This window comes from Herpetosiphon giganteus (assembly GCF_016907925.1).
Lineage (GTDB): Bacteria > Chloroflexota > Chloroflexia > Chloroflexales > Herpetosiphonaceae > Herpetosiphon > Herpetosiphon giganteus.
The window spans coordinates 1-16,859 of the sequence record NZ_JAFBCZ010000032.1; the positions used below are offsets into that span (position 1 = coordinate 1).

15 protein-coding genes are annotated in these 16,859 nt (G+C 49.4%); 8 read left to right on the forward strand and 7 right to left on the reverse strand.

The features are described 5' to 3' along the window. Nucleotides 1-191 precede the first annotated feature (191 nt). Entirely contained in the window at nt 192-1,727 is a 1,536-nt protein-coding gene (locus tag JOD20_RS21865; protein ID WP_204757316.1) for a hypothetical protein, read from the reverse strand. A 157-nt stretch (nt 1,728-1,884) separates the two neighbouring features. Between JOD20_RS21865 and JOD20_RS21870 the strand changes: the two genes are divergently transcribed. Next, complete coding sequence (locus JOD20_RS21870) at nt 1,885-2,550, forward strand: response regulator (protein ID WP_054536288.1); 666 nt, start codon at nt 1,885-1,887, stop codon at nt 2,548-2,550. A gap of 52 nt (nt 2,551-2,602) precedes the next feature. Here JOD20_RS21870 and JOD20_RS21875 read toward each other — a convergent pair whose 3' ends face one another. The 6 genes from JOD20_RS21875 to JOD20_RS21900 all read right to left on the reverse strand — a co-directional run bounded on the left by JOD20_RS21875 (nt 2,603) and on the right by JOD20_RS21900 (nt 7,106). Next, on the reverse strand, nt 2,603-3,631 hold the full coding sequence (locus JOD20_RS21875; RefSeq protein ID WP_204757317.1) for a hypothetical protein: 1,029 nt from the start codon (nt 3,629-3,631) through the stop codon (nt 2,603-2,605). 30 nt (nt 3,632-3,661) lie between these two features. Next, a complete protein-coding gene (locus JOD20_RS21880; protein WP_204757318.1) occupies nt 3,662-4,534 on the reverse strand; it encodes a hypothetical protein in 873 nt (290 codons plus the stop codon). A gap of 17 nt (nt 4,535-4,551) precedes the next feature. Further along, nucleotides 4,552-4,866, reverse strand: coding sequence for a hypothetical protein (locus JOD20_RS21885; protein WP_204757319.1), 315 nt, complete (start codon nt 4,864-4,866; stop codon nt 4,552-4,554). 8 nt (nt 4,867-4,874) lie between these two features. Then, entirely contained in the window at nt 4,875-5,513 is a 639-nt protein-coding gene (locus JOD20_RS21890) for a hypothetical protein (protein ID WP_204757320.1), read from the reverse strand. A 174-nt stretch (nt 5,514-5,687) separates the two neighbouring features. After that, entirely contained in the window at nt 5,688-6,302 is a 615-nt protein-coding gene (locus JOD20_RS21895; RefSeq protein WP_204757321.1) for a hypothetical protein, read from the reverse strand. Between the two features lie 39 nt (nt 6,303-6,341). Next, complete coding sequence (locus JOD20_RS21900) at nt 6,342-7,106, reverse strand: hypothetical protein (protein ID WP_204757322.1); 765 nt, start codon at nt 7,104-7,106, stop codon at nt 6,342-6,344. Between the two features lie 362 nt (nt 7,107-7,468). Between JOD20_RS21900 and chvE the strand changes: the two genes are divergently transcribed. The 7 genes from chvE (at nt 7,469) to JOD20_RS21935 (ending at nt 16,845) form a co-directional block, all read left to right on the forward strand. After that, nucleotides 7,469-8,611: a multiple monosaccharide ABC transporter substrate-binding protein gene (gene chvE / locus JOD20_RS21905; RefSeq protein WP_275580658.1), complete on the forward strand. Its 1,143-nt coding sequence runs from the start codon at nt 7,469-7,471 to the stop codon at nt 8,609-8,611. 94 nt (nt 8,612-8,705) lie between these two features. Further along, entirely contained in the window at nt 8,706-10,244 is a 1,539-nt protein-coding gene (mmsA, locus tag JOD20_RS21910) for a multiple monosaccharide ABC transporter ATP-binding protein (protein WP_204757324.1), read from the forward strand. After that, nucleotides 10,241-11,488 (forward strand): multiple monosaccharide ABC transporter permease, encoded by a 1,248-nt coding sequence (mmsB, locus tag JOD20_RS21915; protein ID WP_204757325.1) that lies wholly within the window; start codon nt 10,241-10,243, stop codon nt 11,486-11,488. Before mmsA ends, mmsB begins: the two co-directional genes overlap by 4 nt. A 65-nt stretch (nt 11,489-11,553) precedes the next feature. Beyond that, entirely contained in the window at nt 11,554-13,242 is a 1,689-nt protein-coding gene (araB, locus tag JOD20_RS21920) for a ribulokinase (protein WP_204757326.1), read from the forward strand. Between the two features lie 24 nt (nt 13,243-13,266). Continuing rightward, on the forward strand, nt 13,267-13,908 hold the full coding sequence (locus JOD20_RS21925; protein WP_204757327.1) for an L-ribulose-5-phosphate 4-epimerase: 642 nt from the start codon (nt 13,267-13,269) through the stop codon (nt 13,906-13,908). Nucleotides 13,909-14,129: 221 nt separating this feature from the next. After that, nucleotides 14,130-15,635 carry an L-arabinose isomerase gene (araA, locus tag JOD20_RS21930; protein ID WP_204757328.1) on the forward strand — a complete coding sequence of 502 codons (1,506 nt, stop codon included), beginning with the start codon at nt 14,130-14,132 and terminating at the stop codon, nt 15,633-15,635. A gap of 163 nt (nt 15,636-15,798) precedes the next feature. After that, a complete protein-coding gene (locus tag JOD20_RS21935; RefSeq protein WP_204757329.1) occupies nt 15,799-16,845 on the forward strand; it encodes a LacI family DNA-binding transcriptional regulator in 1,047 nt (348 codons plus the stop codon). Nucleotides 16,846-16,859: the final 14 nt, after the last annotated feature.

A 16,859-nucleotide genomic window follows, 5' to 3' on the forward strand; every position in this document is an offset into this window, starting at 1 on the left:
CGATGGGCAACGACCGTGACGCGGGGTGGCCGGCTCGGGACGGCCATGCCCTAACATCCATTAATACCCATTTCCCAACCTGTCCGCCCTTAAAGCCTCGCGGGCGGGAGAGGGGTTGGGGTGAGGGGATCTTAAAACCCCTGTCCAATCGAAGTTGCACAGGGGTCTCGCGAGCTTCATTTAATCACCATTTAGGGCAAGGCGTTTAATGCATTACGTACATTATCTTGATTCGAGCTAAAAATAACCACAAATTCTTGGCCACTACCTTTGATGCCAACATGCACATCGTCGTCAGTACGGTTCAGATCGTTTTCGCGCAGCAACAAATCGCCGTTTGGGTTAAGCGTACCGTTAAATAAACTCAAAAATTCATCGCCATCAGCGGCGGTATCCCAGCGTAATGTCCATTGCAATACTGGCGTGAAATCGCTGGTATGTTCATACAGGGTCATACGACCGCCGCCAATTCCTGCTGCTGCAGCGTCTATATCTCCAGCAGTCGCGGTATAGTTGAGCAACGATTTAACGTCAAACTCCCCAATCGTGTTGGTCATCGCGGTCGTCCAATCTGCGCCAAGCACTGGCAACAGATCAAATTGATTGGGCAAGCTTGGGTTGTCGCGGGTCGCGCTCAAATATTTTTCAGGGTGCAAAATCTGCTCAGTCGAGGTTGGTGGGTCTTGCAAGGCCTTGGTCACTGCTTCCCAACCGCCTGCTGCATAGACTTCCTCAACAAAGGTCAAGCCATCTTCATAGGGAAACACTAAGCCATCACGCAACACACCTGGTACTTTTTCCAAAATGTCGCTGCTATCTTGTTGTTCTTGCAACGTGCGCAACAATTCTTGCAATTGATCAGGCGACATGCGCGGTACTAAATCGGTTTGCAGCCAATCGCTCATTAATTTGGTTGCATCGCCTTCAACCAACGAACGAAATGCCAATGATCGGTCTGCATCAAATTCGCCAACTTTCAAGCCATCTTGCAAATTGATCAATTGATCTTGTAAGTTGTGATTAAATTCATGGGCGTAGGTAATTTGATCTGCGGCAGGAAAATCGTTATTTTCAGCAATAATATAAAATGTATCGGTTTCTGGGTCGTAGAAGCCGCCAATTTGTTCAGTTTGCAAATCGATATACAATTGCTGCAAATCAATATCTTTTTCGGCTAAACCAAGCATCCACATTTGGTTGGTTTCATGGCGAAAGTCTTCGGGTGTATTTTCGGTTTCCATTTCTTTGACAATGTAATCGCGCAATTCATCGCGGGTTAGCATGCGGCGGGTTACAGGCCGTTCTTCAGGCAAGCCGCGCAAGGCAATTACTTCTTGCTCAATTTGCTTCATCACTGCGACAATTTCGGCTGGTGGCTCAACCCCACCTGGGCCGGCTGGAGTTGGCGCAGCTGGGTCAACGGTTGGGGTCGGGCCAGCCTCAGGGATGGCGGTTGGCTCCAGCGCTGGGCTGGTTGGCTCGGCCACACTGGTTGGCGGATTATTGAGCCGCTCTTGTAAATCGTTAACTTGATCTTGCAGCTGACGGTTTTTATCTTGCACCTCATCAGCAGCAGTAACTTGATCTTTCAATTTGCCAAATTCGGCTTGGGTGGTGGCATCGCGCGAGATAATTGTGCCCCGCTCAACCCATAGCCAACCGCTAGCGCCGAGTGCCACCAGCAGCAACGCCACTAGCCCAATTATTGCAACACGTGTTCGATTCATGGATATTCCTTCAAAACTAGGCCGAGATCTCTCAAACGTGTACAGAGCATATCACAGCTTTGGCCGCTTGGAAGTGAAAAAGTGGTGAGCAGTTGCGGCTGATTTGCCTATTGCGTGTACAATCAATACAGCGCGATTCACTCACAATGAGGTTCTTATGGAAAGTATTAGCGTTTTTTTAGTCGATGATCATCTGGTTGTCCGCCAAGGCTTGCGTGATTTTCTCGAACTCCAAGACGATATTGAGGTTGTTGGCGATTCGGGCATGCCCGTCGAAGCAGTTGGCCAAATTAAGCAACTGTTACCAGATGTGGTGATTATGGATTTGGTGATGCCCGAAATTGATGGCGTGGAAGCGACCCGCCGCGTCAAGGCGGTTAGCCCAAGCACTCAAGTTATCGTTTTAACCTCGTTCTCCGACGATGAAAAAGTTTTCCCAGCAATCAAAGCCGGCGCAATTTCGTATTTGTTGAAAGATGTTAGCCCGCTGGAATTAGCCCGCGCCGTGCGTTCAGCCAAACGTGGCGAGGCCGTCTTGCACCCCGAGGTCGCTGCCAAATTGATGCAAGAATTCTCAACGCCCCGCAACAATGATCCCGATGCAGAAGCGCTGACCGAGCGCGAAATGGATGTACTGCGCTTGATCGCCCGGGGCCATTCCAACCGTGAAATTGCCGATTCGCTGATCATCAGCGAAAAAACTGTCAAAACCCACGTCAGTAATATTTTGTCGAAACTGCACTTGGCAGATCGCACCCAAGCGGCGATTTATGCCCTGCGCCAACGCCTTGTGCCTATGGACGATCCCTTACCCGGGCGTTAATTTGGCTAAGCCGCCGCTCAACTGAGTGGCGGTTTTACGTTTTAGCGCGCGTTTAAGGAATTTTCTGCACATCCCACACCAGCTTACTCCAACGGCTGTAAACGATTCGATAGCGTTCAGCTTTGCGCATGTGCATATAATGCTGTTGAGTAACAAATGTTTTGCCTAGTTGTTGAAACTTAGCCGTATAGCGACTCCCCAGTGGGCGACTTGTACGATCAAAACCAATACATAGATCAACAGTAGATTCCAGCTTGCCTGTGATTAAATCGATGAGCAGAAATGCAGTTTGAATAATCAACATCCAAAGCATAAACAGAAAAAGCACTTGAAGTACATTACTAAATTCAAAAGAACCCGAAATTAATTGTTTGATCGAGTCTCTTGCAAAAAATGCAACAATCACCCCAAATCCTAAATTCGTCAACATCATTTTAATAATCTCTTTGCGTTGCCCCGATGATAATCGAGATTGCTCTGCCAAATATTCAGTGTTTTTCAATTCTTCTGCTTCTTGTGTATTTAATAGTTGATCAATAACTGCTTGATTTGGTTCAAGTTTAATTTTCCAAAGCTTTTTAGTGCTTGGGCTATACATTATTCGATAAACCAAGTACGGTTCAACGGTATTATATATTTCTTCATCAACCTGAAAATCACCAAGACGATTAAAAAGCGTAACATAATAGATTTTCATCTTAGGTTCTTTAAATTTCTCTACTTTAAGCAGCTGATCTGTTTCAACATACACAACATCGTTAACAAAATCATATAAATGTTTATTTAAAGCTATAGCTGCAACAATCAAGCCAATTATGATCAACAATGGAATCAACGTAAAATTTCTGGATAAAACAAATGCGAATATGACAATAATTGGTACTGTTATCACTAAGAATGGAAACAAAGCTTTGATCAGATGATACCTGCTTTGTTTGCTGGTCATGGCCATGCTTGGAACTGGCTTTGGATCAGCTGTTGCAGCCTTTACTGGAGTGTTGCGGGGCAAACCTGGCCCACCACATTTGGGACAACGAGTCTCGCCTGATGGGAATTTGATAGAACATTTTGGGCAATACATGGCATTCATCCATTTCTCTCATGGCTCAGTTTATTTTGTAGTTGGATGCAACAAGCGGCCTACGAGCGCACTTAACAGTCGCCCCAACACGATTATGCCAAGCGTCTCGCCTAGCGCCCAAAAGAAAGTGGGGTCAATAGCCTCAAACGTGGGATTAAAAATATTCAGCGTAGGCGAACGAAAGAGATACCAAAAGGCCACAAAAAGAATAAGATAGAGCATCGCAGACCAATTTTCGCGTTCGGGCGCACGTTGAGCATCTAATGACTGCTTAGGGATCGCTTGATGGATAGTCCATAAATGTTTGGAGAAGCGGCTATAACTGATCTGATATATCGCTCCTTTGACTGCCAATTCATACCTTTTCGGGCCTATATTGAAACTGCCGACTTGCTCAAACCGAGCATTATATTTGTTCAAGCTATTTCTGCTGTTGTACGATTTTGAGCCTAGTCGAGCGACGGCGACTTCAGCAACGCCACTCAGCAAATCAAGCAAATAGCCCATTAAATACCAGCCAACCCAACCAAAGAACACAAGTTTGAAAAAGCCAGGAATCATCTCAGCTAGCTCGATGCGCAGCACGAACCACGCAACCGCGATCAGCATGGTCAAATAAAATACGATCCTATCCAAGAGCATGCTTTTTTGATCGCTGGTTAGCTTAATTGTGGTTGGCACGAAGCTTTCCAACCATGCTTGATCAGCCTTACTAACCATAAGCTCTGGCTCGGTTTCTGGCTCCCAGAGTGGTTCAGCCATCGGTTCAGTGCGTCGATAGGCATTGGCCATGGGAAATTCGCCAAAGAGTGGAGTAGCAATCGAACGCCGAGTTTGCTGATTGCAAATTGGGCATGGCTGGGCAGCATTCGCCAGCGGCGTATCACAATTTGGGCATTGCATCGCATAGCTCCCATCCATTATTTGAATGATCGACTCCGCCAAAGATGAAAGATTAAGCGGCCTATTTTGGCCACGAGATACACGCCAAAAATTCCCATTACGAGCCAAAATGGCCAGCCATCTTGCTCGAAAAACCACCAACAGAACAGTACCATGAGTGACCATGGCACAAGCCCAACCAAAAAGAATTGCCACGCTTGTTTGGCAGTTAATGGCCGCGAACCAGGCGGCGCAACCACAAGCTGTAATAATTGTTTGTCGATTACTGCCCCACAAGTATCACAATTACCAGCAGCGCTCGTGATGGTCGCGTTACATTCTGGGCATTGCATCGTGATTCCTATTCTGTTGCGCTAGCAACGTGAGCTGTATCCAATGGTCCATCAACCTGCACCATATCCAATAAATGGTTATTGGTTTGGGCATAAGTAAGTTTATAAACAGCGCCAGCAACCGCAGCATGGAAATCTTGGCGACGAATAATTACACGCCCAAGTTGCTCAAAATAGCCATAGAAGACGGTAATATTTTGCGATCGTCTATGGAAGCTTTGAGTGTCGATTAAGCGATCAACATAAACTTCAGCCACGCCATTAAAGAAATCGTTCAGATGCGCGACCATCTGCGCACCCATAATTAATCCAAAGATGCCCACAAACGCCAAAATAAAGCCAAAATCGCCAACCTGAATTAAATAGCCAACAATCAGCGTTGCCACAAATAGCGCCGCCAAACTCGCCAAGGCAATCAGAAGGTGTTTTTTCTTTTGGGCGTGGGTCAATGGCTTAATCGTTGGCACAAGATTATGGCCATCGGGAAGACTAATGTAGCGCCCACTGGGCAATCGAACGCTTTCGCCACCTGGATGGATTGCTAAATGGGCAACCGCAGCCTCATCAAGCTGAACATAAAACGGAAAGCCACATTCGACACAGCGACTACGGTCGGGAACAAGCTTCTGACACTTCGGACATTTCATAACACTTCCTCTCTGCTGCTTTCAATAGGCAACGACCATAATCGACCGTGGCACAAGCCCAACCAAAAAGAATCGCCACGCTTGTTTGGCAATTAATGGCCGCGCCACACGGATCACAATTGCCAGCAGCGCTCGTGATCCTCACGTTAGATTCTGAGCATTACATTGATGTTCCTATTCTGCTGAGCTACCGACCTGCACTATATCCAATAAAAGGTGAGATTTTTTAGCATAACTCAATCTATAGAGCGCACCTGGAATCGCTTCATAATGATCATTGGCACTAATCGAGATCTGGCCAAGCTGTTCGAAATAGGCACGGTAATAGATTGATCGGTATCCAGTCCCTACCCGATAACGTTCAGTTTCGATTAAGCGATCAGTATAGACTTCAGCCTCGCCGTTAAAGAAATCGATCACGTGGGCAATCATATTCCAGCTCAATGCTAGGCCAAACATCAGCACAAATATCCAGATAAAGCCAATATCAACAGCCAAACTTAAGTAGCCAATCACCATCAGCGTGATTACAATCAGCACCAGAAACAAAAATGCCATCAAAAGGTTTTTGTTCTTTTGGGCGCGCGTCAATGGCATGATCGTTGGCACAAGCTTGTGCTCCTCGGGAATTCTGATCATGCGACCGCTTGGCAATTGAATATTCTTACCATCAGGATCGGCAGCTACATGGGCAACTGCAGCGTCATCAAGCTGGGCATAAAACTGAAAGCCACATTCGGCACAGCGACTACGGTCGGGAACAAGCTTTTGACACTTCGGGCATTTCATAACCATTCCTCTCTACTTCTTTCAATCGTTTGTTATTAGTTAGCCAACTTGTTGCATCTCCCACAAGCTTTTGCTGCGCGGGCTGTAAGTCACTTGATAAATTGCACCTTGCAAGGCAGTATCGTAATTTTGGCGACCAATAGTCAGCCGACCAATGCGTTCAAAATGGCCATAGTACGTCCGACTATTTTTATTTTTGACAATTTGGGTTTTGGTTAAGCGATCAACTTGAACTTGAGCAACGCCACTGAAAAAATCGATCAACTTGGTCATTGATTGCCAGACAAAAATCAAACTCATCGCGATAATGAAAATCCAGGCAAAGCCTGCATCTTTATTGGCTAATGAGCGGCTAAAAGACCACACAATAATCCCAATAATTGCCAAGGGAATCAAAGCACCGAACAGCAATTTGGATTTTTGGCCGCCAGTCAAGGGCACGCTGGTGGGCATGGCATTGCCTATCATGGTGGCGTTTGGTGGCGCAGCAACGCTTTGCATTGGGGTTTGATCCCAGGTTGAGGCTGGCTCGGCTGCTGGTTGCTCCCATGTATTTAATGCTTGGGTTGCTGGGTTCCAAGCAGCATCAGCAGGCGCGCTTGGCTCCCAAGCTGCTGCCGCTGGCCTACTTGGCTCCCAAATATCAGCATCATTTTGTTGATCGCGGCTCCAAGCATTGGCGGTTGGCGATTGACCAAACGCTGCTGAGGAGGTCGAAGTTGGGGGCGTGCGTAACGGCCAATCGCAGCGTGGGCAGGTAGCACTACTATTTGAAACAGTACTATAACAATTTGGGCATTTCATCGGGGTAGTCCTCCATTGATAATGTACGTCGAAACTCAGCATGGGTTGCGTTCGTCGCTCAAGCTTACCCGATCGCCCACACAAGGGCTAGATCAGGCTAGTACTAGAGCGTCAGCTGCGTGCTTGACAGCAACTATCTGGATTGCTATAATGCGACCGTTATCGATAACGGGATCGATAACGGGATCGATAACGAGGTCGGTACCACCTCCAAAACCCTCCCTTAATTGCCGTTCCAAACTTAACTGCTTCAGTGTTCGCAACCTGTCTTCGTTGGGTGCGCCATTTAAGCGCAGCAACCCTAGCTGTGGCACAACTTAAGCCACCGCCCACGAAAACTTACTCCAAGGAAGGACATGACGATGAAGTCTCCTCGCGCGAAGTTCATGCTGGTTTTGATGGTGCTCATGACGATGGTTTTGGCAAGCTGTGGCGAAGCCGCAACTCCAACGCCTGCGCCAACCGATGGCGGCACAACCAGCACCGGTGGTACAACCGCCAATGCTGATAACAGCAAATACACCATTGGGATCTCAATGCCCACCAAATCATCTGCTCGTTGGATCGCTGACGGCGACAATATGGTGAAGTATTTCCAAGAAAAAGGCTTCAAAACCGATCTTCAATACGCTGAAGACGATATTCCAACCCAACTTTCGCAAATTGAAAACATGGTCACCAAAGGGGTCAATGTTTTGGTGATTGCGGCAATCGACGGCGAAACCCTCTCAGATGTTCTGCAAAGTGCTAAAGACAAGAAAATTCTGGTTATCGCCTACGACCGCTTGATCAAAAAGACTCCTAACGTCGACTTCTACGCAACCTTCGATAACTTCAAGGTTGGGGTCTTGCAAGCGCAATCGATCGAAACCAAACTTGGTTTGAAAGATGGCAAAGGCCCATTCAATATCGAGTTGTTCGGTGGCTCATCGGATGATAACAACGCCTTCTTCTTCTACGATGGCGCGATGTCGGTCTTGCAACCCTACATCGATAGCGGCAAGTTGGTGGTCGTCAGCGGCCAAACTGGCATGGATAAAGTTGCAACCTTGCGCTGGGACGGGGCAACCGCTCAATCACGCATGGACAACATTTTGAGCGCTTTCTATGGCGACAAACGAGTTGATGCAGTGCTTTCGCCATACGACGGCATCAGCATTGGGATCATCTCATCGCTCAAGGGTGTTGGCTACGGCAGCGCCGACCAACCAATGCCAGTCGTCTCGGGCCAAGATGCTGAAGTGCCTTCGGTCAAATCAATCATCGCTGGCGAACAAAGCTCAACCATCTTCAAAGATACCCGCGAATTGGCAAAATCAGTCGTTGGTATGGTCGAAGCCTCATTGTCAGGCAAAGAAGTGGCAGTCAACGACACCACCACCTACAACAACGGGGTCAAAGTTGTGCCTTCACAATTGCTGGTTCCGGTCGTTGTCGATGTAACCAACTGGGAAAAAGTGTTGGTCGAAAGTGGTTACTACAAAAAAGAAGACATAACCAAATAGTTCTGGCAGCAGGTCTGGGTGTGGGCAAGGCTCATGCTCAGGCCTGCTTTGCATAGGAAACTTGGCCATCTTCTCAGCAAACGAGGCACAGGTTATGTCTGATCTACTACTTGAAATGCGCGGAATTACCAAAACGTTTCCTGGGGTTAAAGCGCTGAATGATGTTAATTTGCAAGTGCGCCAAGCAGAAATCCACGCGCTAGTCGGCGAAAATGGCGCAGGCAAATCGACCTTGATGAAGGTGCTCAGCGGCGTGTACCCGCATGGCAGCTACAGCGGCGAGATTATTTTCGAGGGTCAAGAGTGTCGTTTCAACGATATTAGCGCCAGCGAAAAACTCGGCATCGTGATTATCCACCAAGAACTGGCTTTGATTCCGTTCCTCTCGATTGCCGAAAATATCTTTCTCGGCCACGAAACTGCCTCACGCGGCGTTATCAATTGGAATGCGGCGATTGCCAAAACCCAAGCCTTGCTCAAAAAAGTGGGCCTGAGCGAATCGCCCAACACATTAATTACCGATATTGGCGTAGGCAAGCAACAATTGGTTGAAATTGCCAAAGCCCTCGCCAAAGAAGTCAAACTATTAATTCTCGATGAACCAACCGCCAGCTTAAACGAAAGCGATAGTGAAGCCTTGCTTGAATTGCTGCTGCAATTCAAACAACAGGGCATCTCATCAATTCTCATCTCACATAAATTGAATGAAGTTTCGAAAGTTGCTGATGCGATTACGGTGCTCCGTGATGGCGCAACCATCGAAACCCTTGATTGTCACAAAGAAACCATTAGCGAAGACCGAATTATCCGCGGCATGGTTGGCCGCGATTTGAGCCATCGTTTTCCGCCTCGCGAGGCCACGATTGGCGAAACTATGTTTGAAGTTCGCAACTGGAATGTCTATCACCCACTTCACGCTGAGCGCAAAGTTGTCGATAACGTCAACTTCAACGTGCGCAAAGGCGAAATTGTCGGGATTGCAGGTCTGATGGGTTCGGGCCGCACCGAATTAGCAATGAGTATTTTTGGTCACGCATATGGCAAACATATCAGTGGCCATGTCTATAAAAATGGCCAAGAGATCGATGTGCGCACGATTCAAAAGGCCATTCGCAACGGAATTGCCTACGTTACCGAAGATCGCAAAAACTATGGCTTAGTACTGATTGATGGGATTAAAAATAATATTTCGCTTGCCAATTTGCCAGCGATTGCCAATAAATCGGTGCTTAACGAGCCAAAAGAATTGCGCATTACCAATCAATATCGCGATGATTTAGGCATTCGCAGCTCCAGCGTGCTGCAAAAAACCGTCAATCTCTCTGGCGGCAACCAACAAAAAGTTGTGCTGAGCAAGTGGTTGTTTGCCAACCCCGATATTCTGATTCTCGATGAGCCAACCCGTGGGATTGACGTGGGCGCTAAGTATGAAATCTACACGATTATCAACAAATTGGCGCAAGCAGGCAAAGCCGTGATCATCATCTCTTCGGAATTACCCGAAATTCTCGGCATGTGTGATCGCATTTATGTGATGAATGAAGGTCAGATAGTGGGCGAAATGCCTGCCGCCGATGCCTCTCAGGAAAAGATCATGAAGTGCATTATGCAGCAGGAGGTTAACCAGCAATGAGCGCTGAACTGCAAACCAACGAATCCAGCAAAGCGGCTGGGTTCAAACTCGCCAACGTTTTCGATTTCTTGAAAAATCATATGCGCGAATATGGCATGCTGGTTGCCCTTGTGGTGATTGTGCTGTATTTCCAATTTGAAACCAGCGGCGTGTTGCTCCAACCAACCAACATCACCAACGTGATTTTGCAAAATAGCTATATCGTGGTGATGGCGCTGGGCATGCTGCTGGTGATTGTGGCAGGCCATATCGATCTTTCGATTGGCTCGGTGGCGGCCTTTGTCGGGGCAGTTGCTGGCTATATGATGGTCAAAAATGATTATCCAGTCATCATTTCGATTGCTGCCTGTATTGCAATTGGCGCTGTAATTGGCGCGTTTCAAGGCTATTGGGTGGCCTTCCGCAAAATTCCGGCCTTTATTGTAACCCTTGCAGGCATGTTGATCTTTCGTGGATTGACCTTAGTGCTACTCGGCGGTAGCTCACTTGGCCCGTTCCCTGAGAGCTTCAGCAATATTAGCCGAGGTTTCATTAGCGGCAACGAAGCCACGACAGGCTTTATGAGCAACCCTCTTGGCGGCGCTGACGCAAAACTGCACGTGATGACGCTTATCATTGGCTTAGCCTTTGCAGCAATCATCGTCTACTTGGATATTGTCGGGCGCAAAAATAGTCGCGCATTCAACTTTCCAGTGCTTTCAACTCCCTTGTTTATTGTCAAAAATACAGCAGTTGTCGCCATTATTATGGCGTTCTGCTATATCTTGGCTTCCTACAAAGGCTTGCCCAACGTCTTGTTGGTCTTAATTCCATTGATCGTCTTGTATATCTTTGTCACCAAAAAGACGGTGATTGGGCGGCGGATTTATGCCTTGGGTGGCAACGAAAAAGCCGCCAAACTCTCTGGCGTGCCAACTGACCGTCTGACGTTCTATACCTTCGTCAATATGGGGGTTTTGGCAGCTATCGGCGGCATGATCTTCACAGGCCGCTTGAACTCGGCCACTCCCAAAGCTGGCGATGGCTTTGAACTCGATGCAATCGCGGCGGTCTTTATCGGCGGCGCATCGGCCTCAGGTGGCATCGGCACAATTTTTGGCGTGGTCATCGGGGCCTTGGTGATGGGCGTGCTCAATAATGGCATGTCAATCGCTGGCGTAAGCGTCGATTGGCAACAAGTGGTCAAAGGCGCAGTGCTCTTGATCGCCGTCTACTTCGATGTATCGAGCAAAAATAAAGCCTAGTTGAAGCAACGCAAGGCATGAGCCACCCTTGGTTCGTGCCTTGCAAATGCATACAAGGAGTTGCCATGAGTCGGCAAACTTACGCGATCGGGGTCGATTTTGGCACCGAGTCGGGCCGTGCTGTGCTCGTTGATGTGCGCAATGGCCAAGAAATCGCAACCGCGATCTATGCCTACGCCAACGGGGTTATCGACGAAAAACTGCCCAATACCAACATTCGGCTAGAGCCAGATTGGGCACTCCAAGACCCCAACGATTATCTTGATGTCTTCAAAATCACCATCCCCGCCATTCTCAAAGAAAGTGGCGTTGATCCAGCTGATGTAATTGGGATTGGGGTTGATTTTACTGCCTGTACGATGTTGCCAACCAAAGCCGACGGCACGCCGTTGTGTATGCTGCCAGAGTGGCGCAACACGCCGCATGCATGGGTCAAATTGTGGAAACATCATGCTGCCCAGCCCGAAGCCAACCAGCTCAACCAGATTGCTCGCGAGCTTGGCTATAGCTTCCTTGATCGCTACGGCGGCAAAATTAGCTCAGAATGGTTTTTCCCCAAGGCTTGGCAAATTCTCAACGAAGCACCCGAAGTCTATGCCGCCGCCGATCGCTTGATCGAAGCGACCGACTGGGTAGTTTGGCAGTTGACTGGGGTCGAAACCCGCAACGAATGTACCGCAGGCTACAAAGCCATGTGGTCAAAATCGGAGGGCTTTCCACCCGACGAGTTTTTCAAGGCGCTCGACGAACGAATGGAACAGATCGTCGATCAGAAAATGTCGCGCACGCTCTTGCCGCTTGGCGCAAAAGCTGGCGGCCTCAGCCAACAAGCCGCAGCATGGACGGGCTTACTAGCAGGCACAGCGGTTGCCGTCGCCAATGTTGATGCCCACGTCACCCTGCCAGTTACCGGCAATACCGAAATCGGCACGATGGTGATGATTATGGGAACTAGCACCTGTGACGTGATGAACGGCGAACAGCGCGACCAATTGCCAATTGTCGAAGGCATGTGCGGCGTAGTCGATGGCGGCATCGTGCCAGGTATGCTTGGCTACGAAGCAGGTCAAAGCGGCGTTGGCGATATTTTTGCTTGGTTTATTGAGCATGGCGTGCCTGGCGAATATTTCGCCCAAGCAGAGGCTGAAGGCCTCAATATTCACAGCTTGCTCGAACGCGAAGCCGCCAAACTTAAGCCTGCTGAGAGCGGTCTCTTAGCCCTCGATTGGTTCAATGGCAATCGCTCAACCTTGGTCGATGTTGAACTCAACGGCTTGGTGTTGGGCATGACCTTGGCCACCACAGCGCCCGAAATCTATCGCGCTTTGCTCGAAGCAACGGCCTTTGGCAAACGCGAAATTATCGAAACCTTCAATCAATCGGGTGTGCCAATTCGCAAATTGATTGCAGCTGGTGGCTTGCCCGAAAAAAACCATTTGTTGATGCAAATTTACGCCGATGTCACCAACTATGAAATTAGCGTGATTGCCAGCAAACAGGCTCCCGCCTTGGGCGCAGCTATGCATGGCGCGGTTGCCGCAGGCCTTGAAGCAGGTGGCTACGCCGATATTGCCAGCGCCGCCAACCAGATGGGCCGCTTGAAAGCCGAAACCTTCAAGCCAATTCCCGCCAATGTTGAAATTTACGATCAGCTTTATGCTGAATATAAAGTGCTGTACAACTACTTTGGCCGTGGCGAAAACGATGTGATGAAGCGCTTGCGCATGCTCCGTCACGCCGCGCTCACTGCCTAGTTGCAGCCAGATTGGAAACCAACGATGTTAGAAACGCTAAAACACGAACTTTGGAAATTGCACCTTGAATTGCCCAAAAATGGCTTGGTAACCTGGACTTCGGGCAACGTCAGCGCCCGCGATCCTGAAACCAATTTGGTGGTGATCAAGCCCAGCGGCGTGATGTTTGAAGATTTGCGGCCCGCCGACCATGTAGTGCTCGATTTAGACGGCAATGTGATTGAAGGCGAACTCAAGCCTTCATCGGATACCGCCAGCCATTTGTATATCTATCGCCATCGTCCTGATGTGAATGGGATTGTGCATACGCATTCGCCATTTGCTACGGCGTTTGCCGCAAACGGCAAATCAATTCCAGTCTATTTGACTGCGATGGCCGATGAATTTGGCGGGCCGATTCCTTGCGCTGGCTTTGCATTAATTGGCGGCGAAGAAATTGGCCAGCAAGTGGTTGAGCATATTGGCACATCGCCAGCGGTGTTGCTGCAAAATCATGGCGTTTTCACGATTGGCAAATCGGCCAAAGCTGCCGTAAAAGCCGCTGTGATGACCGAAGATGTGGCTCGCACCACTTGGTATGCCTTGCAAATCGGCCAGCCGCAGGAAATCGCCAGCGACGATGTTGCCAAATTGCACTATCGCTATACCAATGTGTATGGGCAGTAAAGTTGGGGATCGGTTATTGGGAATCGGGTTATAGATAACCTTGGTTCCCTCACCCCCTAGCCCCCTCTCCCACTGAACGCGGGCGAGGGGGAGCAGCCTTTTTTACCGACGCATTGCGCAAGAACCACGGTGTTAAAGCCCCTCGCCCGCGCCACGGGAGAGGGGTTGGGGTGAGGGAATGAACCGATGCCCAAATCCCTCAATTATAGAAAGGCCAATCAATGCTTGATTTGAAACAATATGAAGTGTGGTTTATTACGGGCAGCCAACATCTGTATGGCCCCGAAACTTTAGAACAAGTTGCCAAACACTCACAAATTATCGCCGCAGGATTTGATCAAAGCAGCGCGATTCCGGTGCGCGTGGTGTTCAAGCCTGTGCTCAAAACGCCCGACGAAATTTACAATTTGGTGCTGGAAGCCAACGCCGCCAAAAACTGTATTGGCTTAGTTGCTTGGATGCATACCTTCTCGCCAGCCAAAATGTGGATTGCCGGCCTGCGCAGCTTGCAAAAACCACTCGCTCACTTGCACACTCAATTCAACAGCGAAATTCCATGGGCGCAAATCGACATGGATTTTATGAACCTCAACCAAGCAGCCCACGGCGACCGCGAATTTGGCTTTATTGTCAGCCGCATGCGCTTAGAGCGCAAAGTGATTGTTGGCCACTGGCAAGATAGCGAAGTGCATGATCGAATTGCAGCTTGGACGCGGGCCGCCGCTGCTTGGCACGATGCCCAAGGCGCACGCTTCGCCCGTTTCGGCGACAACATGCGCGAAGTTGCCGTAACCGAAGGCGATAAAGTTAATGCTCAAATGCGGCTTGGCTATAGCGTCAGTGGCTATGGCGTTGGCGATTTGGTGCGCTTTGTCAACGAAGTCAGCGATGCCGACATCGACAGCACCTTGCAAGAATATGCTGAACACTACGACTTGGCAGCAGGCCTGAAGGCTGGCGGCGAACAGCATCAAGCCCTGCGCGAAGCTGCCCGCATCGAGCTTGGTTTGCGCTATTTCCTTGAACATGGCAACTTCAAAGGCTTTACCACCACTTTCGAAGATTTGCATGGCTTGGTGCAATTGCCAGGTTTAGGCCCGCAACGGCTGATGGATCGCGGCTATGGCTTTGCTGGCGAGGGCGATTGGAAAACCGCTGCGCTGGTGCGGGCGATGAAAGTGATGAGCGCTGGGCTAAGCGGCGGCACCTCGTTTATGGAAGATTACACCTATCACTTTGGCAGCAACGGCATGAAAGTGCTGGGCGCGCATATGCTCGAAATCTGCCCCTCAATTGCAGCAACCAAACCACGACTCGAAGTCCATCCCTTGGGCATTGGCGGCAAGGCCGACCCAGTGCGCATGGTGTTCGATGCCAAAACTGGGCCAGCAGTCAACGCCTCAATTGTTGAAATGGGCAATCGTTTACGCCTGATCAATAGCGTCGTTGATGCGGTTGAAACCGACGAGCCATTGCCAAACTTGCCAGTTGCTCGCGCCTTGTGGGTTCCTCAGCCAGATCTCAAAACGGCTGCGGCAGCCTGGATCTACGCTGGCGGCGCGCATCACACCGGCTTTAGCTTTGATCTGACCAGCGAACATCTCGCCGATTTTGCTGAAATTGCAGGCATGGAATATTTGCAAATTGATCGCAACACCAACGTCAGCCAATTCAAGCAAGAGCTACGCTGGAACGATCTCTATTATCACTTGGCTAAAGGATTGTAAACCAACGCTCAGCAACCAACGTCGCAACGCTGCACACCAATGGCACTGAATGGCCTTTTAGCAGCGTTGCGGCTTGGCCAAAGCAACGCCGGGGCAAGATCGGCTATACTAGCAGCCTTGCATCCCAGCGATTTGAAATGCAGCGTGCTATTGGGAGTTCGCCATGACCATTCATCGTCCACAAAAAGTCACGATCAAAGATATTGCAAAACTATGTAATGTTTCGACCCAAACCGTTTCGCGGGTGCTCAACAATCGGCCCGATGTGTCGCCGCAAACTCGCGAGGCAGTTGAAAAAGCCATTGCCGATATGGGCTACCAGCCAAGCGCTTTGGCCCGCAGCTTGGTGCAGCAACAAAGCTTTACCTTGGGCGTGATTACCGCAGGCTTGCAATATATGGGCGTGTCGCTGACGTTGAATGGCATCGCCGAGGAAAGCGAAGCCTCGAATTATGCCTTGTTGCTCAAGGAATTGCCGCGTTTTGATGCGACCAATATTGTGCCAATTATCGAAGCGCTGATGGCACGTCATGTCGATGGGATTATTTTTGCGGCGGCGGAACTCAACGAGAATGTTGAGGTTGTGCAAGCCCAATTGCCTGCAACTTGCCCGCCGATTGTCTTTGTCAAAAGCCAGCCCAACCCCCGCTTCACCACAATTGGCATCGATAATTATGGCGGTGCGCGCCAAGCAGTCGAGCATTTGCTAAGCATCGGCAAGCGCGAAATCGGCATTATCTGCGGGCCAATCGAATGGCTCGAAACCCGCCAACGCCGCAGCGGCTGGTACGATGGCTTACTGGCAGCAGGCATCACGCCACAGCAACAACAAATTGGCATTGGCAATTGGTCGGCAGCCAGCGGCGAGCAAGCTTGCACCGAATTGTTCAATCGCTATCCTGAGATCGATGCAGTGTTTGCCTGCAACGATCAAATGGCTTTGGGCGCGTTGCATTATGCCAGCAAACATGGCCTGCGCGTGCCCGAAGATTTGGCAATCGTCGGCTTTGATGATTTAGCTGAATCGGCCTACTTCTCGCCAGCGCTGACCACCATTCGCCAACCATTGCGCGAATTAGGCCGCTTGGCGGTACAAACATTGTTGCAATTAATCAGTCCCAGCGCTGAGCACATGCCAGCCGTCATCACAACCCTGCCAACCCAGTTGATTGTGCGCGAGAGCACGGTAATCAATAATTTGCCTGATTAATTCAATCAACGTCC